This is a genomic window from Pseudomonas guariconensis, from assembly GCF_015680235.1.
Classification (GTDB): Bacteria; Pseudomonadota; Gammaproteobacteria; order Pseudomonadales; family Pseudomonadaceae; genus Aquipseudomonas; species Aquipseudomonas guariconensis_A.
The window spans coordinates 145,242-171,973 of record NZ_JADLJL010000005.1 but is presented as its reverse complement, the minus strand read 5'-3'; the positions used below and the strand labels follow the sequence as shown (position 1 = coordinate 171,973).

The following is a 26,732-nucleotide window of genomic DNA, read 5'->3' as shown; positions in this document are numbered from 1 at the left end:
CATGATGCGGCCCAGAGCTGAATATCACAGGTCAATACTCGCTTCGCTGTGGATGTACCGATGCCCGCTTGCTTTCACCCCGACCTGCTGCGCACCAGCCTCCGGCCCTTGGCCGACCGCCAACCGCTGTCGCCCCAGGCCCGGGACTACCAGCACTATTACGGCCTGGACCTACCCGCACGGCAAAGCTGGCTGGGTGTCTTCCAGGCAGCGGGGTTCGAGCTGGTGGGGCAGGTATGGTTGCCGCCGCAGCCGCTGGCGACCCTGTTTCTGCTGCATGGCTACTACGACCACATGGGCCTGTACTGCCATGTGATCGAATGGGCCTTGCAGCAGGGGTTCGCGGTCATCAGCTGCGACCTGCCCGGGCATGGGCTGTCCAGCGGTGAGCGGGCCAGCATCGCCGACTTCGGCATCTACCAGCAGATGCTCGATGCCTTGTTCGAACAGGCGCGAACGCTCGACCTGCCACGCCCCTGGCACCTGTGCGGGCAAAGCACCGGCGGGGCGATCGTGGTCGATCACCTGCTGCACCGCGGCGAGCAAAGCCCGGCCGATGGCCAGGTGATCCTGCTGGCGCCCCTGGTGCGGCCACGGGCCTGGCATTGGTCCAAGCTCAGCTATTGCGTGCTGCGCCATTTCGTCAACGGCATCGAGCGGCGCTTCAGCGAGAACAGCAACGACCCGGCCTTCCTGCCGTTCCTCGAGGCCGACCCGCTGCAGCCACGCCAACTCCCCACCGCCTGGGTCGGTGCCCTGGTGGCCTGGGTCAAGCGTATCGAGGCCGCGCCGCGCAGCCTGCGGCGGCCATTGATCGTACAGGGGGAGGCAGACGCCACGGTGGATTGGCCCTATAACCTCAAGGTGCTCAAGGCCAAGTTCGCTGACCCACAGATCCTGCTGCTGCCCGAGGCCAGGCACCACCTGGCCAACGAACTGCCAGGCATCCGCCAGCGCTACTTCGCCTTCCTCGGCCAGCGCCTGGGTTGACTCAGTTCAGGTTGGCAGCGTTCTGGCCCACGGCCAGGCCCGCACGCACGGCGGCGATGGCGGCTTTGTAGTAGGCCTGGCCGTCGGCCGATTCGGCGAAGGTGGCGAACTCTTCCAGCTCGGTGTCGGAGAGGTCGCGGTAGACATACAGCAGGGTATTGTTGAGATCTTCGCCGATCTGCTGCATCAGGCGTTGCCGCTGGCCATCGAGCAGGCCTTGGGCCTGGCCTGCGCCGAACAGGCCGGGCAGCATCGAGCTCAGGCTGTCGGCTGCCACGCCGGCAATCGCCAGGCTGACTTCGGCACCCGCTTCTCGGGCCGGCAGGGCCTGGGCCAGGTGGCCGATAATCAACAGGCGGTTGTCGCTTGCCTGGATCTTCGGCAAGCCCTTGGCATGCTTGGCCAGTTGGTCCTTGCGTGTGGCCAGCAGTTCGGCGGCCACCACCTTGCGCCCCAGCGGCGACTGGAAGAACGCCAGTGCGGGTGACGGGTTCGGCAGGTTGGCGCGCAATTGCGCCTGGGCCCGGCGGTCGATGGCCTGGGCCTGGAAGCGTTGGTTGCTGTTGTTGACCAGCGCCTGGTAGACAGCCGGGGGCAGGCTGTTCTTGTAGCGTTGCTGGGCGGCGCTCACCGCGTCGGTGAAGTGGGCGCGCTGGTCCGGCCAGCCGGCGGCCTTGTACAGCTGGTCGAGGCTGTCTGCCCAGACAGGCATGGTGCAGATCATCAGCAGCAGCAGGGAAAACAAACGGCGCATTCAGGACTCCTGTCGGCAGGCCGCTATTGTCCGTGGCGCGGCGGGGCTTTGTCGAGACGCCGATGACGGTTGGCGGCCAAGTGGCGCTGTCGGTTTTCATGGCGAGTGGATACTATGCGTCATCACCTCTCTCTTGAGTATTCAATGCTTTCTAACATTGTCGATGAGCTGGCCAACCATGGTTGGAGCCGGCAGCCCTTGTTTGTGCCCGCTGCACTGACTCGCGCCTTGGCGGCCGAGTGTCGACAACGTTCTGCCGAGGGCGAGCTGAGCCCTGCCAGTGTGGGCCGTGGTATCGGGCAGGAGGTGCGCGAAACGATCCGTGGCGACCACATCCAGTGGCTCGAGCCGGGCCAGTCCGAGGCCTGCGACCGTTACCTGGATATCATGGAAGGCTTGCGTCAGGCATTGAACCAGGGGCTGTACCTGGGGCTCGAAGATTTCGAGTGCCATTTCGCGCTGTACCCGCAGGGCGCGTTCTACCGCCGCCACCTCGATCGCTTTCGCGATGACGACCGGCGCGCGGTGTCGGCGGTGCTCTATCTGAACGAAGATTGGCAACCCGAGGATGGAGGGCAATTACGCATGTTTCTCGCCGATGGGGTGGAGCACGACGTGCAGCCCGAAGCGGGCACCCTGGTGGTATTCCTGTCGGGCGACATCCCTCACGAAGTGTTGCCGGCCGGGCGCGAGCGCCTGTCCTTGACCGGCTGGTTCCGTCGCCGTGGCAACGACCTCTTCTGATTTGGCCAAGGTCCTGGTCAGCGCCTGCCTGTTGGGGCAGCCGGTGCGCTACGATGGGCGTGACAGTGGGCACCCCGACGTGCTGCAGCGCTGGCAGGCCGAGGGCCGCGTGGTAGCGCTCTGCCCGGAAGTGGCCGGCGGCCTGCCGACACCGCGCCCGCCGGCGGAAATCCCGGGCGGGCAGGGTGGTGCTGTGCTGGACGGCCTGGCCCAGGTGGTGACGGTCGTCGGAGACGATGTCAGCGCAGCCTTCCTGGCTGGCGCGCGGCAGGCCCTGGCCTTGGTCCGCGAGCATGGTATCCGGGTGGCGGTGCTCAAATCGGGCAGTCCGTCCTGTGGCAACCGGCTGACCTATGATGGGACGTTCAGCGGGGTGAAGGTCGCGGGTGAGGGCGTGACCACGGCGCTACTGCGGCGCGAAGGGGTGCAGGTGTTCAGCGAGCTGGAGCTGGAGGCTGCGCAGCGGGCCTTGGCGGGCCTGGAGATTTGAGGCGCCTGTTCGGCCCAATCGCCGGCAAGCCAGCTCCCACACCATGGCGCCATTCCATCTGTGGGAGCCGGCTTGCCGGCGATTGGACAGGACAGGGTCACTGGCCGGCAGATGTTTCTCGCGCTCCCTTGAGCCACTTCTGCTCCAGCGCCGCCAGCCGGCCGTCTTCCTTGATTCGTTGCAGGGCGTTGTTCACCGCGGTTTCGAAGGCTGGGTTGTCTTTCTGGAACGGAATCACCCGGGCCTCACTGCCGTAAGGCTCACTGGCGGCCAGTTGCGGGGCCTGCTCGGGTTCGGGTTGGTCGAGTGCGATGTCGAATTTGCCGCTCTCGACGCCCGGGATCGCTTCTTCTGCGGGGGCTTCGATGAACTCGGCGCGTACGTCCAGCTCCTTGGCCAGTGCCTGGCCCAGCTCCACGTCGAAGCCGGTCAGGTGTTCGTTTTCCTTGAACGCGTAAGGCGGTGTATCCGCTTGCACGGCAATGCGCAGTTCGCCCCGGTCGTTGACCTCGTCTATCAGTTCGGCCTGGGCCAGTGGGCTGATCGCAAGTGCCAGCAGTACGCCAATGCTCAACCGCATGAATGCCCCCATTCTCGTTTGGCAGATGAATTTGATGCCGCAGCTTTGTGTCATGCCGCGGTCACGGTGCAGGCTATGACCTCCACTCGCTTCCAATGTTTAGTTGAAGTTCAAATATTTCTGGCCATGGCCGGCGAGACCTTTGCACACAATTGAACTATGTTGTTCTAGCGCCGCCGTTCGTCGATGGACAGTGGTCAATGGAAGTGAAACACAGGAGAAGTGAATGAACAGCCTATTTTCGCGTGCTGCCGTTGCCGGCCTGCTGATGGGGGCGTCGGTTCTGGCTAGCGCTGCGGATGCCCTGAAGAGTCAGGAGCCGCCCCAGGGCGCCAAGGTCTTCATCGTTGCCCCTGCCGATGGGGCTACCGTCGACAAGACCTTCACGGTCAAGTTCGGCATCGAAGGCATGGGGCTCAAACCTGCGGGCGACCAGACGCCGCATACGGGCCATCACCACTTGCTGGTGGATGTGGACAAGGCGCCCCTGGCCGACCAGCCGTTGCCGACCAGCCTGATGCCGGAAAACAACGCCCCGCTGCCGGCCGGCCCGCAAGTGCTGCACTTCGGCAAGGCACAAACCGAGGCCACCATTACCCTGACGCCGGGCAAGCACACCTTGCAGCTGGTGTTGGGCGACATGTACCACGTGCCGTTCAAGCCGAGCGTCGAGTCGCAGAAGATCACCGTGAGCGTGAAGTAACTGCGAAATGCGGGCGCTGCACGCCAATCGCCGGCAAGCCGGCTCCCACAAGTAACGCGTCAGCCTTGAGGCCAGCACTGTCTCTGTGGGAGCCGGCTTGCCGGCGATGGGCTGCGTAGCAGCCCCAAGTGCAGCCGATAAGGCTTAACTGACGGGCATTAACCCTTCACGCAGCGGTATGGCTTAAAACAGCACGCGGGAACGGATGGTACCCTTGACCTGCTGCAGCTTCTCCTGCGCCAGGTCGGAGTATTCGGCATCCACGTCGATGACCACGTAACCGACTTTCTCGTCGGTCTGCAGGAACTGGCCGGAGATGTTGATACCGTTCTCGGCGAACACCTTGTTGATCTCGCTGAGCACACCCGGGATGTTTTCGTGGATGTGCAGCAGGCGGTGCTTGCCAGGGTGCGCCGGCAGGGCGACTTCCGGGAAGTTGACCGACGACACGGAAGTACCGTTGTCGCTGTACTTGACCAGCTTCTCGGCCACTTCCAGGCCGATGTTGGCCTGGGCTTCGGCAGTGGAACCACCGATGTGCGGGGTCAGGATCACGTTGTCCAGGCCGCGCAGTGGGCTTTCGAACTGCTCGTCGTTGGAGCGCGGCTCGACCGGGAACACGTCGATGGCGGCGCCGATCAGGTGCTTGTCCTTGATGGCGGCAGCCAGGTGGTCCAGCTCGACCACGGTGCCACGGGCGGCGTTGATCAGGATCGAGCCCTTCTTCATCGCGCGGATTTCCTTCTCGCCGATCATCCACTGGGTGGACGGCAGCTCAGGCACGTGCAGCGAGACGATGTCGGCCAGGCCCAGCAACTCGTGCAGGTTGGTCACCTGGGTGGCGTTGCCCAGCGGCAGCTTGGTCAGCGGGTCGTAGAAATACACCTGCATGCCCAGGCTTTCGGCCAGGACCGACAGCTGGGTGCCGATCGAGCCGTAGCCGATGATACCCAGCTTCTTGCCACGGATCTCGAAGGAGTTGGCCGCGCTCTTGATCCAGCCGCCGCGATGGCAGGACGCGTTCTTCTCGGGGATGCCGCGCAGCAGCAGGATGGCTTCGGCCAGCACCAGCTCGGCGACGGAGCGGGTGTTGGAGTAGGGGGCATTGAACACGGCGATGCCGCGCTCGCGAGCCGCGGCCAGGTCGACCTGGTTGGTGCCGATGCAGAAGCAGCCGACGGCGACCAGCTTCTTCGCGCAGTCGAAGATTTCTTCGGTCAGCTGGGTGCGGGAGCGGATGCCGATGAAATGGGCATCGGCGATCTTTTCCTTCAGCTCGGCTTCCGGCAAGGAACCAGTGAGGTACTCGATGTTGGTGTACCCGGCAGCCTTGAGGGTATCGACCGCATTCTGGTGCACACCTTCAAGAAGAAGGAACCTGATCTTGCTCTTGTCGAGAGAAGTCTTGCTCATCTGCGTAAACCTGTATCCCGGAGAAAAAATGGCAGGGGGGTAAAGCGGCGCGGCGTCGGCCTTAGCACGAACGGCGGGAGCGCTATGCTAGCATACGCGACAGAATCTGAGCTTATCCCGACAGGTGAAGAGTGCTCAGGGTCACTATGAATAGTTCGAGAGTTCTACCGATGACCAACACAGCGGTACTTGATGAGCTGATGACCCTGGTCGACCCGAGCAAGGTCCTCACCGACCCAGCTTCGCTGGAGGCCTACGGCAAGGACTGGACCAAGCACTATCCACCGGCACCTTCGGCAATCGTCTTCCCGCGCTCGATCGAGCAGGTGCAGGCCATTGTCGCCTGGGCCAACCGCCACAAGGTCGCGCTGGTGCCCTCTGGCGGGCGTACTGGCCTTTCCGGCGCTGCGGTCGCGGCCAATGGCGAAGTGGTGGTGGCATTCGACTATATGAACAAGGTCCTGGACTTCAACGCCTTCGATCGCACCGTGGTGTGCCAGCCAGGCGTGGTCACCCGCCAGTTGCAGCAGTTCGCCGAGGAGCATGGGCTTTACTACCCGGTCGACTTCGCCTCGTCCGGCTCCAGCCAGATCGGCGGCAACATCGGCACCAATGCTGGCGGGATCAAGGTCATTCGCTACGGCATGACCCGCAACTGGGTCGCGGGCCTCAAGGTGGTGACTGGCAAGGGCGAGGTGCTCGAGCTGAACAAGGACCTGATCAAGAACGCCACCGGCTACGACCTGCGCCAGCTGTTCATCGGTGCCGAGGGCACGCTGGGCTTCGTGGTCGAGGCGACCATGCGCCTGGACCGGGCCCCGCGCAACCTCACCGCCATGGTCCTGGGCACCCCTGACTTCGATTCGATCATGCCGGTGCTGCACGCCTTCCAGGGCCGGCTCGACCTCACCGCCTTCGAGTTCTTCTCCGACAAGGCCCTGGCCAAGGTCATGGGCCGCGGCGATGTGCCGCCGCCGTTCGAAACCGATTGCCCGTTCTATGCCTTGCTGGAATTCGAAGCCTGCAACGAGGACGTGGCCAACGAAGCCCTGGCCACCTTCGAACAGTGCGTCGAGCAGGGCTGGGTGCTCGATGGCGTGATGAGCCAGAGCGAGACCCAGCTTAAGAACCTGTGGAAACTGCGCGAGTACATCTCCGAGACGATTTCCCACTGGACGCCCTACAAGAACGACATCTCGGTCACCGTCTCCAAGGTGCCGGCGTTCCTGCGCGACATCGATGCCATCGTCGGCCAGCACTACCCGGATTTCGAAGTGGTCTGGTACGGCCACATCGGCGACGGCAACCTGCACCTGAACATCCTCAAGCCCGACGACATGGCCAAGGACGAGTTCTTCGCCCGCTGCGCCACGGTGAACAAGTGGGTGTTCGAGATCGTCGAGCGCTATAACGGCTCGATCTCCGCCGAGCACGGTGTGGGCATGACCAAGCGCGACTACCTGGGCTACAGCCGCTCTGCCGCCGAAATCGCCTGTATGAAAGCGATCAAGGCGGTATTCGATCCAAACGGCATCATGAATCCGGGTAAGATCTTCGCTCCTGAATAAAAAGCAGTATCCAGAGGAGTCGGCCATGAGTTACCAGCACCAGTACCTAGACGGCACGCGCATCCACTTCCCGCTGGGCAAGGTGGTATGCATCGGCCGTAACTACGCCGAACATGCCAAGGAGCTGGACAACCCCATTCCCAGCGAGCCGCTGTTGTTCATCAAGCCGGGCAGTTGCGTCGTGCCTCTGGAAGGTGGCTTCAAGATCCCGAACGACCGTGGTGCGGTGCACTACGAGGCGGAGATCGCGGTGTTGTTGGGCAAGCCGCTGTCCACCCATCCATCCGAGGAAGAGGTGCGTGACGCCATCTCCGGCTTCGCCCCTGCCCTGGACCTGACCCTGCGCGACGTGCAGGCCAGGCTCAAGGAAAAGGGCTTGCCGTGGGAGTTGGCCAAGAGCTTCGATGGCGCCTGCGTACTTCCGCCGTTCGTGGTCGCCGACAGCTTCGAGGACCTGGCCGATATCGGCATCCGCCTGTCGATCAACGGCCAGGTGCGCCAGGACGGCAATAGCGCTCTGATGCTCAACCCCATCGTGCCGATCATCCAGCACATCGCGGCGCATTTCTCGCTGCAGCCGGGCGATGTGATCCTCACCGGTACGCCGGCTGGCGTGGGGCCGCTGGACGTTGGGGATGAGCTGGTGCTGGAGCTGCCGGGGGCGAGCCGGTTCGAAAGCCGGGTGCTCTGACACCGCGTATGGTGTGAGTGTGCTGGGGCCGCTGAGCGGCCCTTTCGCGGCACAAGGCCGCTCCTACAGGGCGCGCCCGTACCCCTGTGCCGCGAAAGGGCTGCGAAGCAGTCCTCCAATCGACGATTTGCCATTTTTTTCACAAAGCATCTGGATAATCCTGCCGATCACCCTCATCCGCCGGCGTTATGGAGAACTTCGGCAACAGATCCAGGAAGCATCGTCGATGGTCGTCTCCCCCAGCGCTCCCGTTCCTCCCCTGCACAAACGCAGCCTCTTGCGGCGCTGGCAGCTCTGGCTCGGCCTGGCCGTGGTACTCGGTTACGGCCTGTCGGTGATCATGCACTGGGATGACCGTGGTCTGCTGTGGATCAAGGAAGCCATGCAGAGCAAGGCCGAGCGGGTGGAAAGCGTCTGGTTGCCGAACTACGTGGCGGACATCGAAGCCAAGGTGCTTCCTGGCATGTCCGACGACGAACCGTCGGACCTGGCGTTCAACCCGCTGACCCGGACCCTGTTCTCTGTCATGGGCAACAACCCCTTCCTCGTCGAGTTGGACCTGGACGGTGAAGTGCTGCGCAAAATGCCGCTGGTGGGCTGGGACAACCCCGAAGGCGTCGCCGTATTGGCCAACGGTCAGCTGGCGATCGTCGACGAGCGTAAGCACGACCTGACCTTGGTGACCGTGGATGCCCATACCGCCAGCCTGAATCATGCCGACTTCCAGCACTACGACCTGGGCAAGTCAGCCAATAAGAACAAGGGCTTCGAGGCGATTGCCTGGGACCCTGCACGCCAGCGGTTGCTGATCGGCGAGGAGCGTCCGCCCAAGCTGTACACCTGGGCCACCGACGGCAAGAGCCCGCTGACGGGCGACAAGCAGGCGCTGCCCAGCGACGAGCTAGACCTGCGCAACCTCTCGGCGCTTGGCGTGGACCCCCGCACCGGCCACGTGCTGGTGCTGTCCGCGGATTCCAACATGCTGCTCGAGCTGGACGAAAAAGGTGAGCAGGTCAGTTTCATGACCCTGTTGGGCGGTTTCAATGGGCTCAAGCATACGATCCCGCGGGCCGAAGGCGTAGCCATGGACGACCAGGGCACGCTGTACATGGTGAGCGAACCTGATCTTTTCTACCGATTCAGAAAAAACTGACTGAGCCCGTCGTTTTTTGGGTAGTGGCATTAAGCTTTATTTCAGCTGATTCGTGGTTAGATTCGTCATTCCTTTGTCGAGCCTGCCCTTCATGCGCCTTAGCCCACGCCTGTTTCGTTTCCTGATCGTCCTCTTGGTGGGGGGGCTCGTGCTCGCTGGGCTCGCGGCGCAGGAGTTTCGCCTGTTCGAGCGCGGCTGGTTCAATCTGCGCACCTGGTGGCAGCCCGCCGAGCTGAGCATGGGGCTCGATCGCTACCAGGTCGTGGTCGAGGGGCAGCCCATCGAGGGGCTGGATGACGACCTCTCGGCGTTGACCTACGACCCGGACCGCAAGAGCCTGTTCACCGTCACCAATGCCCGTTCGGAACTGATCGAGCTTTCCCTGGACGGGCGCATCCTGCGCCGTGTGCCGCTGACAGGGTTCGGCGACCCGGAGGCCGTCGAGTACGTGGGGCCCAACAGCTACGTGATCACCGACGAACGCCAACAGCGGTTGATTCGCGTGCGCCTGGACGACGACACGCTGTTCCTCGACGCCAACGATGCCGAGCAGCTCACGCTGGGCATTGGCTTGAACGGCAACAAAGGCTTCGAGGGCCTGGCCTATGACTCCGTGGGCAAGCGCCTGTTCGTGGCCAAGGAACGCGACCCCATGATGATCTACGAGATCCACGGTTTCCCTCACGACAAGCCCGAACAGCCCTACGCCGTGCATGTCGTGCAGGATCGCAAGCGCGATTCACGGTTGTTCGTGCGGGACCTGTCGAGCCTGCAGTTCGATGAGCGCAGCGGCCATCTGCTGGCCTTGTCGGACGAGTCGAGGCTGGTGCTTGAGCTGGATGTGAAGGGGCGGCCGCTGAGTACCCTGTCGCTGAACAAGGGCTTCCAGGGCCTCAAGCGCAGCGTGCCGCAGGCCGAGGGCATCGCCATGGACGATGCCGGGACCATCTACCTGGTCAGTGAGCCGAACCTGTTCTACGTGTTCAAGCAGCCCGCAGATTGAGGGGCGTTTGCTGCCCATCGCGGGGCAAGCCCGCTCCCACAATGACCGCAGCGACCTCTAGGCATGCGCCGACTTGTGGGAGCCAACAGTCTCCCCGACCCTATCGCCGGCAAGCCGGCTCCCACAGGTACGGCGGTGTCTCTGAAAACAGCGCAGGCCTGGTGGGAGCCAACTGATTTGAGTTGCTTGCCCCGGCCCTATCGCCGGCAAGCCGGCTCCCACAGGTGCGGCGGTGTCTCTGAAAACAGCGCAGGCCTGGTGGGAGCGGGCTTGTCCCGCGATTCGAGGGCGAAGCCCTCGTGGGAGATTACTCGGCCTTGAGGCTCTTCACGCCTTCGGCGGTCCCCAGCAACAGCAGGTCGGCCGGGCGTGCCGCGAACAGGCCGTTGGTGACCACGCCGACGATGGCGTTGATCTTCTGCTCCAGGCCCACCGGGTCGGTGATCTGCAGGTTGTGCACATCGAGGATGACGTTGCCGTTGTCGGTCACCACGCCTTCGCGGTACACCGGGTCGCCGCCGAGCTTGACCAGCTGGCGCGCCACATGGCTGCGGGCCATCGGGATCACTTCCACCGGCAGTGGGAAGGCGCCCAGCACCGGCACCAGCTTGCTGGCATCGGCGATGCAGATAAAGGTCTTGGCCACCGCCGCGACGATCTTCTCGCGGGTCAGGGCCGCGCCGCCGCCCTTGATCAGGTTCAGGTGCGCGTCGCTTTCGTCGGCACCGTCCACGTAGAACTCCAGCTCGCTGACGCTGTTGAGCTCGTAGACAGGAATGCCATGGCCCTTCAGGCGCTCGGCGGTGGCCTCGGAGCTGGCGACAGCGCCGTCGAAGGCGGTCTTGTGCTTGGCCAGGGCGTCGATGAAGAAGTTGGCGGTCGAACCGGTGCCGACGCCGACGACGCTTTTCTCATCCAGCTTGGGCAGAATGAAATCGACGGCGGCCTGGGCGACGGCCTGTTTGAGTTGGTCCTGGGTCATGCGGGCTCCGAGAGGGGCGGGAGTTTGAAAGCTGCCTATTATAGCGGCAAGCGCCAGCAAAACCTCGGTTTCGCTGTGGTCGCCCGACGTGGCGCTGGGGTAGACTCCCAGGCCTTGTCCCGCGGCCCAGTGATGCTTTCCCGATGCTCGAACAGTACGTCAAGAAGATCCTCACCTCGCGCGTCTACGACGTTGCCGTCGAAACCCCGCTGCAGAGCGCCGGCCAGCTGAGCAAGCGGCTGGGCAACCAGGTCCTGCTCAAGCGCGAGGACCTGCAGCCGGTGTTTTCCTTCAAGATCCGCGGGGCGTACAACAAGCTGGCGCAGCTGAGCCCGGAAGAACTGGCCCGTGGCGTGGTCACCGCCTCGGCCGGCAACCATGCCCAGGGCGTGGCCCTGGCCGCGCGGGAGCTGGGTATCAAGGCGACCATCGTGATGCCCAAGACCACCCCGGAAATCAAGGTCGAAGGCGTGCGCTCGCGCGGCGGCAAGGTGGTGCTGCACGGGGATTCCTTCCCCGAGGCGCTGGCCTATTCCTTGAAGTTGGTGGATGAAAAGGGCTTCGTCTATATCCACCCCTACGACGACCCGCACACCATCGCAGGGCAAGGCACCGTGGCCATGGAAATCCTGCGCCAGCACCCAGGTCGCCTGGACGCGATCTTCGTGCCGGTCGGTGGCGGCGGCCTGATCGCCGGCATCGCTGCCTACGTGAAGTACCTGCGCCCGGAGATCAAGGTGATCGGCGTCGAGCCGGACGACTCCAACTGCCTGCAGGCCGCCATGGTGGCTGGCGAGCGGGTGGTGCTGCCGCAGGTCGGGTTGTTCGCCGACGGTGTGGCAGTGGCGCAGATCGGCCAGCACACCTTCGATATCTGCCGCCATCATGTGGATGAGGTGGTGACGGTCAGTACCGATGAAATCTGCGCAGCTATCAAGGATATCTACGACGATACCCGCTCGATCACCGAACCTGCCGGCGCCTTGGGCGTCGCAGGCATCAAGAAGTACGTAGAGCTGCATGGCGTGACGGGCCAGACCCTGGTGGCCATCGACTCGGGCGCCAACGTCAACTTCGACCGCCTGCGCCATGTGGCCGAGCGCGCCGAGCTGGGCGAGAAGCGCGAGGCGATCATCGCCGTGACGATCCCTGAACGCCCGGGCAGCTTCAAGGCCTTCTGCGAGGCCATCGGCAAGCGCCAGATCACCGAGTTCAACTACCGGTACCACGCCGACAAGGAAGCGCACATCTTCGTCGGTGTGCAGACCCACCCGGAAACCGACCCGCGCGCCGCCTTGGTGCAGCAGCTGGTCGAGCAAGGCTTCCCGGTCACCGACCTGACCGATAACGAGCTGGCCAAGCTGCATATCCGCCACATGGTCGGTGGCCATTCGGCAGGCGCCAGCGACGAAATGGTGCTGCGCTTCGAGTTCCCGGAACGCCCGGGCGCCTTGTTCAACTTCCTGACCAAGCTGGGCGGGCGCTGGAACATCTCCATGTTCCATTACCGCAACCATGGCGCGGCCGATGGCCGGGTGGTGGCAGGCCTGCAGGTGCCGGACGACGAACGCCACCTGGTGCCGGCGGCCCTGGCCAAGATCGGCTATCCCTACTGGGACGAGACCGACAACCCGGCGTACAAGCTGTTCCTGGGCTAAAGCGACTAAGCTTGGCCTAACACTCAAGGACGTGAAGCAATGGAATACCTGACCACCCTCAAGGCCGTGCACATCGCCGCCACTGTGTTGCTGCTGGCCGGCGCCTTGGGCCTGGCCGCCTGGACTGTCCTCGCGCGCCGGCGCGGCGACGCCCAGGCTTATGGCAAGCTGCTGCGCCGGCCGCTGGTGTTCGTCTGGCTGCTGATGGGGCTGTGCCTGGTGAGCATGCCGTTCACCGGCTGGTGGCTGGTGCACCTGGTCGGCTGGCCGCTGGGCCAGACCTGGATCCTGGCTTCGAGCGTCATCTATACCCTGGGTGCGTTCAGCGCCTGGTGGCTGCTGGTACGCCTGAACCGGCTGCGCAAGGCCGAACCGACCGGGCTGCGCTTTACCCTGGCGTTGGCGGTGATCAGCGGTGTGTGCTTCCTGTCCATCGCCGGGCTGATGGGCGCCAAGCCGGTTTGACCTTTGGGGGCGCACGCTGTCTCTGTAGGAGCGGCCTTGCGCCGCGAATGGGCCGCGCAGCGGCCCCGTCCTGTCACCTGCCTTTCACCAAAGCCAGGTATACCAGTGTCCCTGGACAGACCCTCGCAAAACACAGAGTTTTCACCTCGCCGCACATAAGCTTGGCGGGCGCGTTGCTGCGCTCGTGACCTTTGTGGAACAATGCGATGACATGCGTTTGCGAGGTTGCTGCCGTGATCGACCCGGATGGTTTTCGCCCCAATGTCGGGATCATTCTCACGAATGATGCCGGGCAGGTGCTATGGGCTCGCCGGATCAACCAGGATGCCTGGCAGTTCCCCCAGGGTGGCATCAACCCTGAGGAGACGCCGGAAGACGCCCTGTACCGCGAGCTGAACGAAGAGGTGGGCCTGGAGCGCGAGGATGTGGAAATTCTTGCCTGCACCCGTGGCTGGTTGCGGTATCGTTTACCCCAGCGGCTGGTGCGCACCCATAGCCAGCCATTGTGCATCGGCCAGAAACAGAAGTGGTTCCTGCTGCGCCTGGTGTCCAACGAGCAGCGGGTGCGCATGGACCTGACCGGCAAGCCGGAATTCGACGGCTGGCGTTGGGTCAGCTACTGGTATCCCTTGGGCCAGGTGGTGACGTTCAAGCGCGAGGTCTATCGCCGCGCCTTGAAAGAGCTTGCCCCGCGCCTGTTGACGCGCGACTGACGACGGAGTCCGACCCCGAGCCATGCTCAATACGCTGCGCAAGATCGTCCAGGAAGTGAACTCCGCCAAAGATCTCAAGACGGCGTTGGGGATCATTGTCTTGCGCGTCAAGGAAGCCATGGGCAGCCAGGTCTGCTCGGTCTACCTGCTCGACCCGGACACCAACCGCTTCGTGCTGATGGCCACCGAAGGCCTGAACAAGCGCTCCATCGGCAAGGTCAGCATGGCCCCCAACGAAGGCCTGGTCGGCCTGGTCGGTACTCGGGAAGAGCCGCTGAACCTCGAGGACGCCGCCGCCCACCCCCGTTACCGCTATTTCGCCGAAACCGGCGAGGAGCGCTTCGCCTCCTTCCTCGGTGCACCGATCATCCACCACCGCCGCGTAGTGGGGGTGCTGGTCATCCAGCAGAAGGAGCGCCGCCAGTTCGACGAAGGCGAGGAAGCCTTCCTGGTCACCATGAGCGCCCAGCTCGCCGGCGTGATCGCCCATGCCGAGGCCACCGGCTCCATCCGCGGCCTGGGCCGCCAGGGCAAGGGGATCCAGGAGGCCCGTTTCGTCGGCGTGCCTGGTTCGCCGGGCGCGGCCGTCGGCAGGGCCGTGGTGATGCTACCGCCGGCCGACCTGGACGTGGTCCCGGACAAGACCGTCGAGGATATCGACACCGAACTCAAGCTGTTCAACAACGCCCTGGAGGGTGTTCGCGCCGACATGCGCAAGCTGTCGGCCAAGCTCGCCACCCAGCTGCGCCCCGAAGAACGGGCGCTGTTCGACGTCTACCTGATGATGCTCGAAGACGCCGCCCTCGGTGGTGAGGTGATCGAGGTCATCAAGACCGGCCAATGGGCCCAGGGCGCCTTGCGCCAGGTGGTGGGCGAACACGTCAATCGCTTCGAACTGATGGACGACGACTACCTGCGCGAGCGGGCCTCGGACGTCAAGGACCTTGGCCGCCGCCTGCTGGCCTACCTCCAGCAAGCGCGCTCGCAGTCGCTGGTGTATGCCGACAACACCATCCTGGTCAGCGAGGAGCTGACCCCGGCCATGCTGGGCGAGGTGCCCGAAGGCAAGCTGGTAGGCCTGGTCTCGGTACTGGGATCGGGCAACTCGCACGTGGCGATCCTGGCGCGGGCCATGGGCATCCCGACGGTCATGGGCCTGGTCGACCTGCCGTATTCGAAGGTCGACGGCATCGAGCTGATCGTCGATGGCTACAAGGGCGAAGTGTTCACCAACCCGGGCGAGGTGCTGCGCAAGCAGTACAGCGACGTGGTCGAGGAAGAGCGCCAACTCGCCCAGGGCCTGGACGCGCTGCGTGAACTGCCCTGCGTCACCCCGGATGGCCACCGCATGCCGCTGTGGGTCAACACCGGCCTGCTCGCCGATGTGGCCCGTGCCCAGCAGCGCGGTGCCGAAGGCGTGGGCCTGTACCGCACCGAAGTGCCATTCATGATCAACCAGCGCTTCCCCAGCGAGAAGGAACAGCTGGCGATCTACCGCGAGCAGTTGCAGGCCTTCCACCCGCTGCCGGTGACCATGCGCAGCCTCGACATCGGTGGCGACAAGGCGCTTTCGTATTTCCCGATCAAAGAAGAAAACCCCTTCCTTGGCTGGCGCGGCATTCGCGTCACCCTCGACCACCCGGAAATCTTCCTGGTGCAGACCCGCGCCATGCTCAAGGCCAGCGAGGGCTTGAACAACCTGCGTATCCTGCTGCCGATGATTTCCGGCATCCATGAGCTGGAAGAGGCGCTGCACCTGATCCACCGCGCATGGGGCGAGGTGCGGGACGAAGGCACCGACGTGCCGATGCCACCGGTCGGGGTAATGGTCGAAATCCCTGCGGCGGTCTACCAGACCCGTGAACTGGCGCGCCAGGTGGACTTCCTCTCGGTCGGCTCCAACGACCTGACCCAGTACCTGCTGGCGGTCGACCGCAACAACCCACGGGTCGCCGACCTTTACGACTACCTGCACCCTGCCGTGCTGCAAGCCTTGCAGACGGTGGTGCGCGACGCCCACGCCGAAGGCAAGCCGGTGAGCATCTGCGGTGAAATGGCCGGCGACCCGGCCGCGGCCGTGCTGTTGATGGCCATGGGCTTCGACAGCCTGTCGATGAACGCCACCAACCTGCCGAAGGTGAAGTGGATGCTGCGCCAGATCAACATGAGCAAGGCCAAGGAACTGCTGACCGAGGCCATGGCCCATGACAACGCGCAAGTTATCCACAGTGCGTTGCAGTTGGCCCTGAAGAACCTGGGGCTGGCGCGCATGATCGGGCCCGGGGCCAACAAGACCTTGTAGCCAAGGTATCTCAAACGCCGGCAAGCCGGCTCCCACAGAAGCGGGATTGCGCTGTCATGTAGCGGGCTTGCCCCGCGATGGGCCGCAAAGCGGCCCCATTCGCTAGGCCAGAATCTCCACCTCGCCCAAATGGCCACCAAACGGCCCGAAACTGCGCTCGATCATCCGCCGCCGCCCTTGGGCATCGACGATCAACACCGTGCTGGCCCGCGTCCCATAGTTCTGGCTGGCGATAAACACACTCGACAGCAACTTCTCGGTCGCCAGCCCCACACCGGTTTCCGGCAGATCTGCCTCTGGCGCGGGCTCGCCATCACCCAGCAACCCCAGCAGCCGCTGCGGGTCCGGGTTGTCGAGCATGCCCTGCAACCCTCTGCGTGCCTTGACCAGCTTGGGCCAGGGTGTATCCAACCCAGCATTGGACACTCCGTATATACCCGGCTCGAGCAGGCGCGGCGCTGCCTCGCGGGCATGAAGGTAACCCAGCCGCTCGCCGTCGCCTACCAGCAGGTTGAACCCTGAATACTGGCTGGCGCGGCTGGCCACCTGGTCCAGGTAGGCGTCCACGCCCAGCGTTCCGCTCAGATACGCTGCCACCAGTTCCCCGCGGGAGCGGGGGCCAAGGGGCTGGCCAGGGTCGCGAATGTTGGTCAAGGCGGCGAACCGGCCGTTCGGGCCGACACCCAGCCAGGTGCCGCCGGCCTCCAGATCGCGCCCGGCATGTACGCCGGGGGCATCCTCCCAGGCGCCCAGGGCCTGGGTGGGGCGGGCATAGAACTCGTCGCGGTTGGCCGCGACGATCAGCGGCAGGGCGTGCCCTGGCCGCCAGGCGAACACGATCAGGCACATGGCGGGGCCTCGGTTGTTTTGGCCACTCTACCGGCTGCTCCCGTGTCGATCCATCATCTAACGCAGAGTTCACTAGAGCCCCAGGGCTGGCATCCGTTACCATGCCGGATTGTTTCCATGGGGGCGGCGAATGGAATTCGTACTCTATCTGTTGTTGGGCGCATGCGCCGGCGTACTGGCCGGGCTGTTCGGCGTGGGTGGCGGCATCATCATCGTGCCGGTGTTGGTGTTCAGCTTCACCTTGCAGGGCTTCGACCCGTCGGTGCTGACTCACCTGGCCGTCGGTACTTCGTTGGCGACCATCGTCTTCACGTCCATCAACGCCGTGCTTGAGCACCAGCGAAAGGGCGCGGTGCAATGGCCGATCTTCGCCTGGATGACCCTGGGCATCCTCATCGGTGCCGGCATCGGCGCCAAGACCGCCTCGCTGATCCAGGGGCCGATGCTGCAGAAGATCATCGGCGTATTCGCCCTGGTGATTGCCGTGCAGATGGCTCTGGATCTCAAGCCCAAGGCCAGCCGTGGCATCCCCGGCAAGCCCGGGTTGGTCGGTGCTGGCGGGGTGATCGGCTGGGCCTCGGCGATCTTCGGCATCGGCGGTGGTTCGCTGACCGTGCCGTTCCTGACCTGGCGCAGCCTGCCGATGCAGAAGGCGGTGGCGACCTCGTCGGCCTGCGGCTTGCCGATCGCCATGGCCAGCGCCCTGAGCTTCATGTGGTTGGGCTGGCATGACGAGCACCTGCCGGCCCACAGCCTGGGTTACGTCTACATCCCTGCGTTGGTGGGCATCGCCGTGACCAGTATGTTCTTCGCCCGCTTCGGCGCGCGCCTGGCACACCGGTTGTCGCCACGCCTGCTCAAGCGTCTGTTCGCCGCGCTGCTGTTCTGCGTCGGCCTGAGCTTCCTGATCTAGCTTCCTGATTTGACCTAGAGGAACCACCATGCTGCCTTACCCGCAGATCGACCCCGTGGCCGTGGCCATCGGGCCGCTGAAAATCCACTGGTACGGGTTGATGTACCTGATCGGCATTGGCGGTGCCTGGCTGCTCGCCTCGCGTCGGCTGAACCGCTTCGACCCCACCTGGACCCGCGAAAAACTCTCCGACCTGGTGTTCTGGCTGTCCATGGGCGTGATCGTCGGTGGGCGCTTGGGCTACGTGCTGTTCTATGACCTGCACCAGTACCTGGCCAACCCGACCTTGATCTTCGAAGTGTGGAAGGGCGGCATGTCGTTCCATGGCGGCTTCATCGGCGTGATGCTGGCGGCGCTGTGGTTCGGCAAGCGCAACAACAAGTCGTTCTTCGAGCTGATGGACTTCGTCGCCCCGTTGGTGCCGATCGGCCTGGGCGCCGGGCGCATCGGCAACTTCATCAACGCCGAGCTCTGGGGCAAGGCCACCGACGTGCCCTGGGCGATGGTCTTCCCGCCGTTCAGCGACCCGGCCCAACTGCCGCGTCACCCGTCGCAGCTGTACCAGTTCGCCCTCGAAGGTGTGGCATTATTTGCCATCCTCTGGCTTTACTCGCGCAAGCCGCGCCCGACCATGGCCGTTTCCGGCATGTTCGCGCTGTTCTACGGCATCTTCCGCTTCATCGTGGAGTTCGTGCGGGTGCCCGACGCCCAGCTGGGCTACATCGCCTTCGGCTGGTTGACCATGGGTCAGCTGCTCTGCGTGCCGATGATCGTCGGCGGCATCTTCCTGATCTGGTGGGCTTACAACCGTAAACCGACGGCCAAGGCCACCGTTTGATTTCCACGGCAGGGGCGATCCTCCTGCCGTTCTTGCTACAGGTAAGCCATGAAACAGTATCTAGACCTGGTCCGCGACGTCATCGAAAACGGCACGTTGCAGGAAAACCGCACCGGCATCCGCACCATCAGCCTGCCGGGCGCGATGCTGCGTTTCGACCTGCAGAAGGGCTTCCCAGCCATCACCACCCGTAAGCTCGCGTTCAAGTCGGCGATCGGCGAGATGGTGGGCTTCCTGCGTGGCGTGAAGAACGCCGGCAAATTCCGCGAGCTGGGTTGCAAGGTCTGGGACCAGAACGCCAACGAAAATGCCCAGTGGTTGGCCAACCCGTTCCGCCAGGGTCATGACGACCTCGGCGAGATCTACGGCGTGCAGTGGCGCCAGTGGCCGGGTTACAAGCGTATCCCGCTGAGCAACCCGGCGGCCATCGAAATGGCCGAGAAGGCAGGGTTCCGCCAGATCGCCCAAGACGAGGAGAACGGCCAGGCGTTCGTCATCCTGTACAAGGCCATCGACCAGGTGCGCCAGTGCCTGGACACCATTGCCAATGACCCGGGCAGCCGACGCATCCTGTTCCACGGCTGGAACTGCGCCCAGCTCGATGAAATGGCGCTGCCGCCGTGCCACCTGCTGTACCAGTTCCACCCCAATGTCGAAACCCGGGAAATCTCCCTGACGCTGTACATCCGCTCCAATGACCTGGGCCTGGGCACGCCGTTCAACCTCACCGAAGGGGCGGCGCTGCTGTCGCTGTTCGGTCGCCTGACCGGCTATACGCCGCGCTGGTTCACCTACTTCATCGGCGATGCCCATGTGTACGAGAACCACCTGGACATGTTGAACGAGCAGATGAAGCGCGAGCCGCTGGCGGCGCCCAAACTGGTGATCAGCGACCGCGTGCCTGAGTTCGCCAAGACCGGCAAGTACGAGCCAGAATGGTTGGAGAAGATCGAGCCGAGCGACTTCAGCCTGGAAGGGTACGAGCACCATGCGCCGATGACGGCGCCGATGGCGGTCTGATCCCAAGTTGCGGGGGCTGCTTTGCAGCCCATCGCCGGCCAGCCGGCTCCCACGGAGCCTGGTGGGTGCCGGCTTGCCGGCGATGGGGCAATCCATCAATGCCCGTGGCTTCTTCCCACATGGGAATGCTCGGTCTCCGGTAGCGACACCGCGCCATTGGTCTCCAGGCGCTGCAAGATCGCGCACTCCGATCCCTTGGCATTGCATCGCTGGCGCAACTCCACCAGTTGCGCCTGCAACGCCATCAACCCATCGATCCGTGCCTGTACATGCTCGATATGTTCGTCGATCAGCGCATTGACGCTGCCGCACGAGCCATCGGGGCTGTCGCGTAGCGTCAGCAGGCTGCGGATTTCGTCCAGGGTCATGTCCAGCGTGCGGCAGTTGCGGATGAAGGTCAGGCGCTCGACATGGGCCTGGGTGTAGAGCCGGTAGTTGCCTTCGGTACGTGCCGGTTCGGGCAGCAGTCGCTCGCGCTCGTAGTAGCGGATGGTCTCCACGGCGCAATCGGTGGCCTTGGCCAGTTCTCCGATCTTCATGGCGAATCTCCAGGAGGGGTTGACCCTATAGTGGCTACAGGGTGTTCACTTGGCAACAACCCCTTCCTGTAGGAGCGGGTTTGCCCCGCGATGCGTCAGCCGCAACGACGCGATTGCCTGACCGGATGCCATCGCTGGGCAAGTCATTCCTACAAAGGCCAGTGCTCACGTTAAGGATGATTCCATGAACCAGCCTGTCAGCCCCGAACACAAGCATGACCACGATCATGGCCATGAACCCCATGCCCACCGTTGCTGCGGCGCCAGTGCTGCGCCGGCCTTGGTGCAACTGACCGAAAAGGCCAGTGGCAGTGCGCGCCTGAGCCGTTTCCGCATCGAGGCGATGGATTGCCCCACCGAGCAGAGCCTGATCCAGGACAAGCTCGGCAAGCTGGCCGGGGTCGAGCAGCTGGAGTTCAACCTGATCAATCGGGTGTTGGGTGTGCATCACACCTTGAACGGCACCGCCGAGATCGAACGGGCCATCGACAGCCTGGGCATGCGCGCCGAGCCCCTGGCCAGTGAGGACGACGGTACCCACACCGCGCCGCAGTCCGGCAAGACGCGTTGGTGGCCGCTGGCGCTTTCCGGCGTGGCGGCGATTGCCGCCGAGGTGGTGCACTTCGCTGGCCTGGCGCCGGAATGGGTCGTTGCCGCGCTGGCGCTGGCGGCCATCCTGGGCTGTGGCCTGGGGACCTACAAGAAGGGCTGGATCGCCCTGAAGAACCGCAACCTCAACATCAACGCATTGATGAGCATCGCCGTGACCGGCGCGGTGTTGATCGGCCAATGGCCGGAGGCCGCGATGGTCATGGTGTTGTTCACTGTCGCCGAATTGATCGAGGCGCGTTCGCTGGACCGCGCCCGCAATGCCATCGGTGGCCTGATGCAACTGAGCCCGGACATGGCCACGGTGCAGCAGCCCGATGGCCAGTGGCGTGAGGTCGAGGTTCGCGAGGTAGCCCTGGGGACCTTGGTGCGGGTGCGCCCGGGCGAACGCATCGGCCTGGATGGCGAAGTGGTCAGTGGACAATCGAGCGTCGATCAGGCGCCGATCACTGGCGAAAGCCTGCCGGTCGAGAAAGCCGTGGGCGACAAACTGTTCGCCGGCACCATCAACCAGGCCGGCGCGCTGGAATACCGCGTCACGGCCCTGGCTGGCCAGTCGACCCTGGCGCGCATCATCAAGGCCGTGGAAGAGGCCCAAGGCGCCCGGGCGCCGACCCAGCGCTTCGTCGACCAGTTCTCGCGCATCTACACGCCAGTGGTGTTCGCCGTGGCCCTGGCGGTGGCGATCTTCCCACCCGTGTTCATGGCTGGCGCCTGGTTCGACTGGATCTACCGTGCTTTGGTGCTGCTGGTGGTAGCGTGCCCGTGCGCACTGGTGATCTCCACCCCGGTGACCATCGTCAGCGGCCTGGCCGCTGCGGCACGCAAGGGCATCCTGATCAAGGGCGGGGTCTACCTGGAGGGCGGGCGCAAGCTGGACTTCCTCGCCCTGGACAAGACCGGCACCATCACCCATGGCAAGCCGGTGCAGACCGACAGCAAAATTCTCGACCCGTTGTTCGAAGGCCGTGTCCAGGCGTTGGCCGCGAGCCTCGCCGGGCGCTCCGACCACCCGGTGTCCGGTGCCATTGCCCAGCATGCCCACGAACAGGGCCTGGCCTTGGGCGAGGTGAGTGACTTCACCGCCCTGGCCGGTCGCGGCGTGAAGGGCGAGATCGACGGCACCCTGTATCACCTGGGCAACCACCGCCTGGTCGAGGAACTGGGCCTGTGCTCGCCCGCGCTGGAAGCCGAGCTCGACCAACTGGAACGCCAGGGCAAGACCGTGGTGCTGCTGCTCGACGGCTCCGGCCCGCTCGCACTGTTCGCCGTGGCCGACACGGTCAAGGACAGCAGCCGCCAGGCCATCGCTGAGCTGCACGCGTTGGGTATCAAGACTGTCATGTTGACCGGCGACAATCCGCACACGGCCCAGGCCATCGCCGCCCAGGTGGGCATCGACCGCGCCGAGGGCAACCTGCTGCCTGCGGACAAGCTCGACAGCATCGAGCAGCTGTATGCCCAAGGGCATCGTGTGGGCATGGTCGGCGATGGCATCAACGACGCGCCGGCCCTGGCCCGTGCCGAGATCGGCTTCGCCATGGCGGCAGCGGGCACCGACACCGCCATCGAGACCGCCGATGTAGCGCTGATGGACGACGACTTGCGTAAAATCCCCGCCTTCGTCAGGCTGTCGCGCCAAAGTGCGGCGATCCTCACCCAGAACATCGTGCTGGCCCTGGGTATCAAGGCGATTTTCCTGGCGATCACCTTCGCCGGCATGGCGACCATGTGGATGGCGGTGTTCGCCGACATGGGCGTGAGCCTGCTGGTGGTGTTCAATGGCTTGCGCCTGCTGCGCAAATAGAGGTAACCCGATGCTGAGCGCCGAGCTCAAGGCTTTCTACATGGTGGCTCGCCTGGGCAGTATTACCTTGGCCGCGAAGAAGCTCGGGCTCAGCCAGCCCACGGTGACCACGCAGATCCGCAACCTGGAGAGCCAATACGCGGTAGAGCTGTTCTACCGTGGCGGGCGGCGCCTGGTGCTGAGCGAGGAGGGCGCGCGGCTGTTGCCGATGGTCAAGGCGTTGCTCCAGCAGGAAGCCGACATCGAGTTCGAGCTGCGCAACAGCGGCCAGGCCCAGGGCGGCTTGCGCATCGCGGCCACCGCGCCGTACTACATCCTCGACCTGGTGAAGGTCTTCCGCGAGCGCCTGCCCCAGGTAGAGCTGACGGTGGAGATCGGCAACTCCCAGCAGGTGCTGGAAATGCTCGAGGACTACCGGGTGGACATTGCGGCGTCGTCGCAGCTGGTGGAGGACAACCGTCTGGTGCGCAAGGTGCTGGGGGCCGACCCGTTGGTGGTGGCGGTGCACCGCAATCACCCCTTGGCCCATCGTGAGGCGGTGTCGATCGAGGCGCTGGCCGGGCATTGCCTGCTGATGCGCGAGCAGGGTTCGACCACCCGCAAGCTGACCGAGCGGATGCTCGAGGGCGCCGGGATCGGTGGTGGGACGCTGCTGGAGATCGGCAGCCGCGAGTCGATCCGCGAGGCGGTGCTGCGCAACATCGGCATCAGCATCATCGCCCGTCATGAAGTGCCGCATAACCCGGAGCTGCGGGTGCTGGCGCTGGACAACGCACCGGTGATGCATGAATACCTGTATTGCCTGAAGGAGCGCCGCCAAGCGCGACTGCCAGCGGCGTTCCTCGGGGTGGCGCAAGAGGTGGCTGGGTCGCGGTTCTGAGCGCCCAATCGCGGGGCAAGCCCGCTCCCACAGGGTTTGCGCAATGCCTGTGGGAGATCACCCAGCCCTTCGGGTTGCGCTGTCGCACAAAGAACGAGTGGTAAGCGCTGCCCTCCGAGCGGGCTTGTCCCGCGATTGGGCCGGCGAATTCACTACAAAATTCTTGAATAGCACTATCGGCAGCTTTTACCTCCAAGCCACATAACCTTCGCATTGAGTTCCTAGCATGGGCCCCATCTGTTCGATGAGGCCCTGTCATGAACAACGTCATCACCACCCCAGGCGCACAAATGAAAGTGCGCGGCATCTACAAGCGCTTCGGCGCCTTCACCGCACTGAACGATGTGTCCCTGGACATCGCCGCAGGCGAACTGGTCTGCCTGCTCGGCCCTTCGGGCTGCGGCAAGACCACGCTGTTGCGCTGCATCGCCGGCCTGGAGCGCCAGGATCGCGGTGAGCTGTACATCGGTGAGCGCGACATCTCCGAGCTGCCACCCCAGGCCCGTGACTACGGCATCCTGTTCCAGTCCTACGCGCTGTTCCCCAACCTCACCGTCGAAGCCAACATCGCCTACGGCCTGACCGGCTGCAGCCGCGAAGAGGCCCGCCACCGCGTGGCCGAGATGCTCGAGCTGGTCGGCCTTTCCGGCAGCGAGAAGAAGTACCCCGGCCAGCTATCCGGTGGCCAGCAGCAGCGCGTGGCCCTGGCCCGCGCCCTGGCGCCGGCACCTTCGTTGCTGTTGCTCGACGAGCCGATGTCGGCCCTCGATGCTCGCGTGCGCGAACACCTGTGCACCGAGCTGCGCCAACTGCAGCGTCAGTTGGGCATCACCACCTTGATGGTGACCCACAACCAGGACGAAGCCATGCTGATGGCCGATCGCATTGCCGTGATGAACCACGGCCAGGTCGAGCAGTACGCCACCCCGCAGGAAATCTACGACCAACCCGCCACCCCCTTCGTCGCCGAGTTCGTCGGTCAGGGCAACTGGCTGCCGTTCCAGCGCAGTGGCGAGCATCATGCCCAGGTCGGTGACGTGAACATGCGCCTGGTCCCGGGCGCCGTGCAGGCGGGCAGTGGCCGCCTGTTCTGCCGGCCGGAGGCGATTACCGTCAACCCGCCGGTGCATGAGGAAAACCTGTTCCCGGCTCTGGTTCGGGAAATCACCTTCCTCGGCAACCGCTGCCGCATGAGTTTCGAACTCAAGGCACTGCCAGGCCATTCCTTGCTGGCGGAAGTGGCCCCGGAGGCCATGCCGCGCCTGGGCTCCCAGGACATCTGGGTGGCCCTGCCGCCGCGCAGCCTGCAGGTCTTTGCCTGAGATGGCCGCGCCAATGTCCGTGCCGATCGCCCAGGCCAAGGCCGCGCCCCGCAGTGGTGTGGCGCTGGGGGATCGCCTTTTCGTCGTCGGCGGCAAGAGCCTGCTGCTGGCCCTGCTCATCCTCGCCGTGCTGATGCCGCTGCTGGCGATTTTCTGGCGCGGCTTCAATGGCGACGCTGGCCAAGGCGGCGGCCTGGTCGCTGCCCGCGAGTTGTTCGCCAGCGAGAACTTCCACTGGTTGCTGGGCAACAGCCTCAAGGTGGCCTTCAGCGTCGCGGCCATCGTCGTGCCGCTGGCCTACCTGTTCGCCTATGCCCTGCAGCGCACCCTGATACCGGCCAAGGGCCTGTGGCGCGGGATTTCCCTGTTGCCGCTGCTGGCGCCGTCCATGCTGCCGGCCATCGCCCTGGTGTACCTGTTCGGCAACCAGGGCCTGTTGCGCGGGCTGCTGACCGACAACGTCTACGGCTTCTGGGGCATCGTCCTGGGCGAGGCCATCTACACCTTCCCCCATGCCTTGATGATCCTGCTCTCGGCGCTGTCGCTGGCCGATGCCCGGCTGTTCGACGCCGCCTCGAGCATGGGCGCAGGGCCATGGCGGGCGTTTCGCAGCGTCACCTGGCCGGGCACGCGCCAGGCGGTGTTCGCCGCGTTCTGCCTGGTGTTCACCTTGACCATCACCGATTTCGGCGTGCCGGTGGTGGTGGGCGGCGACTATCAGGTGCTGGCGCTGGAGGCCTACAAAGCCGTGGTCGGCCAGCAGCAATTCGGCCGTGGCGCGCTGATCGGCATGGTCCTGCTGGTGCCGGCGTTGCTGAGCTTTGCCGTGGATGCCTGGCTGCGTCGTCGCCAGGGCGAGGCCATGAGTGGCCGCGCCCAGGTGTTCCAGCCCAAGCCTTCGGGCAGCCGTGATGCCTGTTTCCTGGCCATAGTGTTGCTGGTGTGCGCGGTGCTGCTGATGGTCATCGGCATGGCGGTGTACTCGTCGCTGGTCACGTTCTGGCCTTACAACCTGTCGCTGTCGTTCAAGCACTATATGTTCGACGATACTGCCGGTGGCGGCTGGCTGGCCTATCGCAACAGCGTGACCATGGCCCTGGCCACCGCCGTGATCGGCAGCGCGGTGATCTTCACCGGTGCCTACCTGATGGAGAAGACCCAGGGCCAACGGCCGCTCAACCAGGCCTTGCGCCTGCTGAGCTTCATCCCCATGGCCGTACCCGGGTTGGTGCTTGGGCTGGGCTATGTATTCTTCTTCAACCTGGCGGGCAACCCGCTGCACGTGTTCTATGGAGGCATGGCGCTGCTGGTGGTGTGCACCATCGCCCACTACCTGACCACCGCGCAGATGACCGCGACCACTGCGTTGCGCCAGCTGGACAGCGAGTTCGAGGCCGCGGCGCTGTCGCTCAAGGCTCCGCTGTACAAGCATTTTGCCCGGGTCACCGTACCGATCTGCCTGCCAGCGCTGCTGGACATCATCCGTTACCTGTTCGTTTCGGCGATGACCACGGTGTCGGCGGCGATCTTCCTGTACAGCCCTGACACCATCCTCGCCGCCGTCGCCGTGCTGAACATGGACGACGCCGGCAACGTGGGCGGCGCCGCCGCCATGTCGACGTTGATCCTGCTGACCAGCGCGACTGCTTCGCTGCTGCTGGCCGGTGCTTCCCGCGGCCTGCTGCGCCGCTCCCAGGCCTGGCGCCAGCGCGCCCCCGGCCATTGACCGACTGCCAACCCTGTAAG

General features: G+C 64.5%; 25 protein-coding genes. 19 read left to right on the top strand and 6 right to left on the bottom strand.

Translation table 11 applies throughout. From position 1 onward, the window contains the following. Positions 1–60 precede the first annotated feature (60 nt). A complete protein-coding gene (locus IRZ56_RS06340; protein WP_196144159.1) occupies positions 61–990 on the top strand; it encodes an alpha/beta hydrolase in 930 nt (309 codons plus the stop codon). A gap of 1 nt (position 991) precedes the next feature. Here IRZ56_RS06340 and IRZ56_RS06335 read toward each other — a convergent pair whose 3' ends face one another. After that, positions 992–1,744, bottom strand: a complete 753-nt coding sequence (locus tag IRZ56_RS06335; protein ID WP_196144158.1) for a DUF2059 domain-containing protein — start codon at positions 1,742–1,744, stop codon at positions 992–994. Between the two features lie 114 nt (positions 1,745–1,858). Here IRZ56_RS06335 and IRZ56_RS06330 point away from each other — a divergent pair, with 114 nt between their 5' ends. Together IRZ56_RS06330 and IRZ56_RS06325 are read left to right on the top strand one after the other, a co-directional pair. Next, entirely contained in the window at positions 1,859–2,488 is a 630-nt protein-coding gene (locus tag IRZ56_RS06330; RefSeq protein WP_196144157.1) for a 2OG-Fe(II) oxygenase, read from the top strand. Then, a complete protein-coding gene (locus IRZ56_RS06325; protein WP_196144156.1) occupies positions 2,469–2,978 on the top strand; it encodes a DUF523 domain-containing protein in 510 nt (169 codons plus the stop codon). The genes IRZ56_RS06330 and IRZ56_RS06325 overlap by 20 nt, the downstream gene beginning before the upstream one ends. Positions 2,979–3,075: 97 nt before the next feature. Here the strand turns inward: IRZ56_RS06325 and IRZ56_RS06320 are convergent, their stop codons facing one another. Next, positions 3,076–3,558, bottom strand: coding sequence for a substrate-binding periplasmic protein (locus IRZ56_RS06320; RefSeq protein WP_196144155.1), 483 nt, complete (start codon positions 3,556–3,558; stop codon positions 3,076–3,078). 226 nt (positions 3,559–3,784) lie between these two features. Between IRZ56_RS06320 and IRZ56_RS06315 the strand changes: the two genes are divergently transcribed. Further along, positions 3,785–4,261, top strand: a complete 477-nt coding sequence (locus IRZ56_RS06315) for a DUF4399 domain-containing protein (protein ID WP_196144154.1) — start codon at positions 3,785–3,787, stop codon at positions 4,259–4,261. A gap of 183 nt (positions 4,262–4,444) precedes the next feature. Here IRZ56_RS06315 and serA read toward each other — a convergent pair whose 3' ends face one another. Next, positions 4,445–5,674: a phosphoglycerate dehydrogenase gene (serA, locus tag IRZ56_RS06310; protein ID WP_196144153.1), complete on the bottom strand. Its 1,230-nt coding sequence runs from the start codon at positions 5,672–5,674 to the stop codon at positions 4,445–4,447. 170 nt (positions 5,675–5,844) lie between these two features. Here serA and IRZ56_RS06305 point away from each other — a divergent pair, with 170 nt between their 5' ends. From IRZ56_RS06305 to IRZ56_RS06290, 4 genes are all read left to right on the top strand, one after another. Then, entirely contained in the window at positions 5,845–7,242 is a 1,398-nt protein-coding gene (locus IRZ56_RS06305) for an FAD-binding oxidoreductase (RefSeq protein WP_196144152.1), read from the top strand. 25 nt (positions 7,243–7,267) lie between these two features. Beyond that, positions 7,268–7,933, top strand: a complete 666-nt coding sequence (locus tag IRZ56_RS06300) for a fumarylacetoacetate hydrolase family protein (RefSeq protein WP_196144151.1) — start codon at positions 7,268–7,270, stop codon at positions 7,931–7,933. A gap of 226 nt (positions 7,934–8,159) precedes the next feature. Next, on the top strand, positions 8,160–9,086 hold the full coding sequence (locus IRZ56_RS06295) for an SdiA-regulated domain-containing protein (protein ID WP_196144150.1): 927 nt from the start codon (positions 8,160–8,162) through the stop codon (positions 9,084–9,086). Positions 9,087–9,177: 91 nt separating this feature from the next. Next, entirely contained in the window at positions 9,178–10,089 is a 912-nt protein-coding gene (locus IRZ56_RS06290) for an SdiA-regulated domain-containing protein (RefSeq protein ID WP_196144149.1), read from the top strand. 307 nt (positions 10,090–10,396) lie between these two features. Here the strand turns inward: IRZ56_RS06290 and rpiA are convergent, their stop codons facing one another. Further along, the gene (gene rpiA, locus IRZ56_RS06285) at positions 10,397–11,071 is read right to left on the bottom strand and encodes a ribose-5-phosphate isomerase RpiA (RefSeq protein ID WP_196144148.1); all 675 of its coding nucleotides are present in this window, start codon (positions 11,069–11,071) and stop codon (positions 10,397–10,399) included. A gap of 143 nt (positions 11,072–11,214) precedes the next feature. Between rpiA and ilvA the strand changes: the two genes are divergently transcribed. The 4 genes from ilvA (at position 11,215) to ptsP (ending at position 16,209) form a co-directional block, all read left to right on the top strand. Continuing rightward, complete coding sequence (gene ilvA, locus IRZ56_RS06280) at positions 11,215–12,729, top strand: threonine ammonia-lyase, biosynthetic (protein WP_196144147.1); 1,515 nt, start codon at positions 11,215–11,217, stop codon at positions 12,727–12,729. Positions 12,730–12,768: 39 nt separating this feature from the next. Then, positions 12,769–13,194, top strand: coding sequence for a DUF2269 family protein (locus IRZ56_RS06275; RefSeq protein ID WP_196144146.1), 426 nt, complete (start codon positions 12,769–12,771; stop codon positions 13,192–13,194). 233 nt (positions 13,195–13,427) lie between these two features. Beyond that, on the top strand, positions 13,428–13,907 hold the full coding sequence (locus IRZ56_RS06270) for an RNA pyrophosphohydrolase (protein WP_196144209.1): 480 nt from the start codon (positions 13,428–13,430) through the stop codon (positions 13,905–13,907). A gap of 22 nt (positions 13,908–13,929) precedes the next feature. Further along, positions 13,930–16,209, top strand: a complete 2,280-nt coding sequence (gene ptsP / locus IRZ56_RS06265; protein WP_196144145.1) for a phosphoenolpyruvate--protein phosphotransferase — start codon at positions 13,930–13,932, stop codon at positions 16,207–16,209. 102 nt (positions 16,210–16,311) lie between these two features. Here the strand turns inward: ptsP and IRZ56_RS06260 are convergent, their stop codons facing one another. Then, on the bottom strand, positions 16,312–17,058 hold the full coding sequence (locus IRZ56_RS06260; protein WP_196144144.1) for an NRDE family protein: 747 nt from the start codon (positions 17,056–17,058) through the stop codon (positions 16,312–16,314). A 130-nt stretch (positions 17,059–17,188) separates the two neighbouring features. Between IRZ56_RS06260 and IRZ56_RS06255 the strand changes: the two genes are divergently transcribed. Genes IRZ56_RS06255 through IRZ56_RS06245 form a run of 3 tightly spaced genes read left to right on the top strand, consistent with a single transcriptional unit; the run spans position 17,189 to position 19,829 of the window. Next, a complete protein-coding gene (locus IRZ56_RS06255; protein WP_196144143.1) occupies positions 17,189–17,971 on the top strand; it encodes a sulfite exporter TauE/SafE family protein in 783 nt (260 codons plus the stop codon). Between the two features lie 28 nt (positions 17,972–17,999). Then, on the top strand, positions 18,000–18,809 hold the full coding sequence (gene lgt, locus IRZ56_RS06250; protein WP_196144142.1) for a prolipoprotein diacylglyceryl transferase: 810 nt from the start codon (positions 18,000–18,002) through the stop codon (positions 18,807–18,809). 48 nt (positions 18,810–18,857) lie between these two features. Next, entirely contained in the window at positions 18,858–19,829 is a 972-nt protein-coding gene (locus tag IRZ56_RS06245) for a thymidylate synthase (RefSeq protein WP_196144141.1), read from the top strand. 95 nt (positions 19,830–19,924) lie between these two features. Here the strand turns inward: IRZ56_RS06245 and cadR are convergent, their stop codons facing one another. Further along, positions 19,925–20,368 (bottom strand): Cd(II)/Pb(II)-responsive transcriptional regulator, encoded by a 444-nt coding sequence (cadR, locus tag IRZ56_RS06240; protein WP_196144140.1) that lies wholly within the window; start codon positions 20,366–20,368, stop codon positions 19,925–19,927. A gap of 184 nt (positions 20,369–20,552) precedes the next feature. Between cadR and IRZ56_RS06235 the strand changes: the two genes are divergently transcribed. The 4 genes from IRZ56_RS06235 (at position 20,553) to IRZ56_RS06220 (ending at position 26,712) form a co-directional block, all read left to right on the top strand. Further along, positions 20,553–22,784 carry a heavy metal translocating P-type ATPase gene (locus IRZ56_RS06235; protein ID WP_196144139.1) on the top strand — a complete coding sequence of 744 codons (2,232 nt, stop codon included), beginning with the start codon at positions 20,553–20,555 and terminating at the stop codon, positions 22,782–22,784. A gap of 10 nt (positions 22,785–22,794) precedes the next feature. Then, a complete protein-coding gene (locus tag IRZ56_RS06230; RefSeq protein WP_196144138.1) occupies positions 22,795–23,664 on the top strand; it encodes a LysR family transcriptional regulator in 870 nt (289 codons plus the stop codon). A gap of 257 nt (positions 23,665–23,921) precedes the next feature. Then, positions 23,922–24,986 carry a putative 2-aminoethylphosphonate ABC transporter ATP-binding protein gene (locus IRZ56_RS06225; protein WP_196144137.1) on the top strand — a complete coding sequence of 355 codons (1,065 nt, stop codon included), beginning with the start codon at positions 23,922–23,924 and terminating at the stop codon, positions 24,984–24,986. A gap of 1 nt (position 24,987) precedes the next feature. Continuing rightward, entirely contained in the window at positions 24,988–26,712 is a 1,725-nt protein-coding gene (locus tag IRZ56_RS06220) for a putative 2-aminoethylphosphonate ABC transporter permease subunit (protein WP_196144136.1), read from the top strand. The last annotated feature ends 20 nt before the right edge of the window (positions 26,713–26,732 follow it).

Coding starts and splice junctions, on each gene's coding strand:
- IRZ56_RS06340 (WP_196144159.1), top strand. CDS start 61: ATGCCCGCTTGCTTTCACCCCGACCTGCTGCGCACCAGCCTCCGGCCC.
- IRZ56_RS06335 (WP_196144158.1), bottom strand. CDS start 1,744: ATGCGCCGTTTGTTTTCCCTGCTGCTGCTGATGATCTGCACCATGCCT.
- IRZ56_RS06330 (WP_196144157.1), top strand. CDS start 1,859: ATGCGTCATCACCTCTCTCTTGAGTATTCAATGCTTTCTAACATTGTC.
- IRZ56_RS06320 (WP_196144155.1), bottom strand. CDS start 3,558: ATGCGGTTGAGCATTGGCGTACTGCTGGCACTTGCGATCAGCCCACTG.
- IRZ56_RS06315 (WP_196144154.1), top strand. CDS start 3,785: ATGAACAGCCTATTTTCGCGTGCTGCCGTTGCCGGCCTGCTGATGGGG.
- serA (WP_196144153.1), bottom strand. CDS start 5,674: ATGAGCAAGACTTCTCTCGACAAGAGCAAGATCAGGTTCCTTCTTCTT.
- IRZ56_RS06305 (WP_196144152.1), top strand. CDS start 5,845: ATGACCAACACAGCGGTACTTGATGAGCTGATGACCCTGGTCGACCCG.
- IRZ56_RS06300 (WP_196144151.1), top strand. CDS start 7,268: ATGAGTTACCAGCACCAGTACCTAGACGGCACGCGCATCCACTTCCCG.
- IRZ56_RS06295 (WP_196144150.1), top strand. CDS start 8,160: ATGGTCGTCTCCCCCAGCGCTCCCGTTCCTCCCCTGCACAAACGCAGC.
- IRZ56_RS06290 (WP_196144149.1), top strand. CDS start 9,178: ATGCGCCTTAGCCCACGCCTGTTTCGTTTCCTGATCGTCCTCTTGGTG.
- rpiA (WP_196144148.1), bottom strand. CDS start 11,071: ATGACCCAGGACCAACTCAAACAGGCCGTCGCCCAGGCCGCCGTCGAT.
- ilvA (WP_196144147.1), top strand. CDS start 11,215: ATGCTCGAACAGTACGTCAAGAAGATCCTCACCTCGCGCGTCTACGAC.
- IRZ56_RS06275 (WP_196144146.1), top strand. CDS start 12,769: ATGGAATACCTGACCACCCTCAAGGCCGTGCACATCGCCGCCACTGTG.
- ptsP (WP_196144145.1), top strand. CDS start 13,930: ATGCTCAATACGCTGCGCAAGATCGTCCAGGAAGTGAACTCCGCCAAA.
- IRZ56_RS06260 (WP_196144144.1), bottom strand. CDS start 17,058: ATGTGCCTGATCGTGTTCGCCTGGCGGCCAGGGCACGCCCTGCCGCTG.
- IRZ56_RS06255 (WP_196144143.1), top strand. CDS start 17,189: ATGGAATTCGTACTCTATCTGTTGTTGGGCGCATGCGCCGGCGTACTG.
- lgt (WP_196144142.1), top strand. CDS start 18,000: ATGCTGCCTTACCCGCAGATCGACCCCGTGGCCGTGGCCATCGGGCCG.
- IRZ56_RS06245 (WP_196144141.1), top strand. CDS start 18,858: ATGAAACAGTATCTAGACCTGGTCCGCGACGTCATCGAAAACGGCACG.
- cadR (WP_196144140.1), bottom strand. CDS start 20,368: ATGAAGATCGGAGAACTGGCCAAGGCCACCGATTGCGCCGTGGAGACC.
- IRZ56_RS06235 (WP_196144139.1), top strand. CDS start 20,553: ATGAACCAGCCTGTCAGCCCCGAACACAAGCATGACCACGATCATGGC.
- IRZ56_RS06230 (WP_196144138.1), top strand. CDS start 22,795: ATGCTGAGCGCCGAGCTCAAGGCTTTCTACATGGTGGCTCGCCTGGGC.
- IRZ56_RS06225 (WP_196144137.1), top strand. CDS start 23,922: ATGAACAACGTCATCACCACCCCAGGCGCACAAATGAAAGTGCGCGGC.
- IRZ56_RS06220 (WP_196144136.1), top strand. CDS start 24,988: ATGGCCGCGCCAATGTCCGTGCCGATCGCCCAGGCCAAGGCCGCGCCC.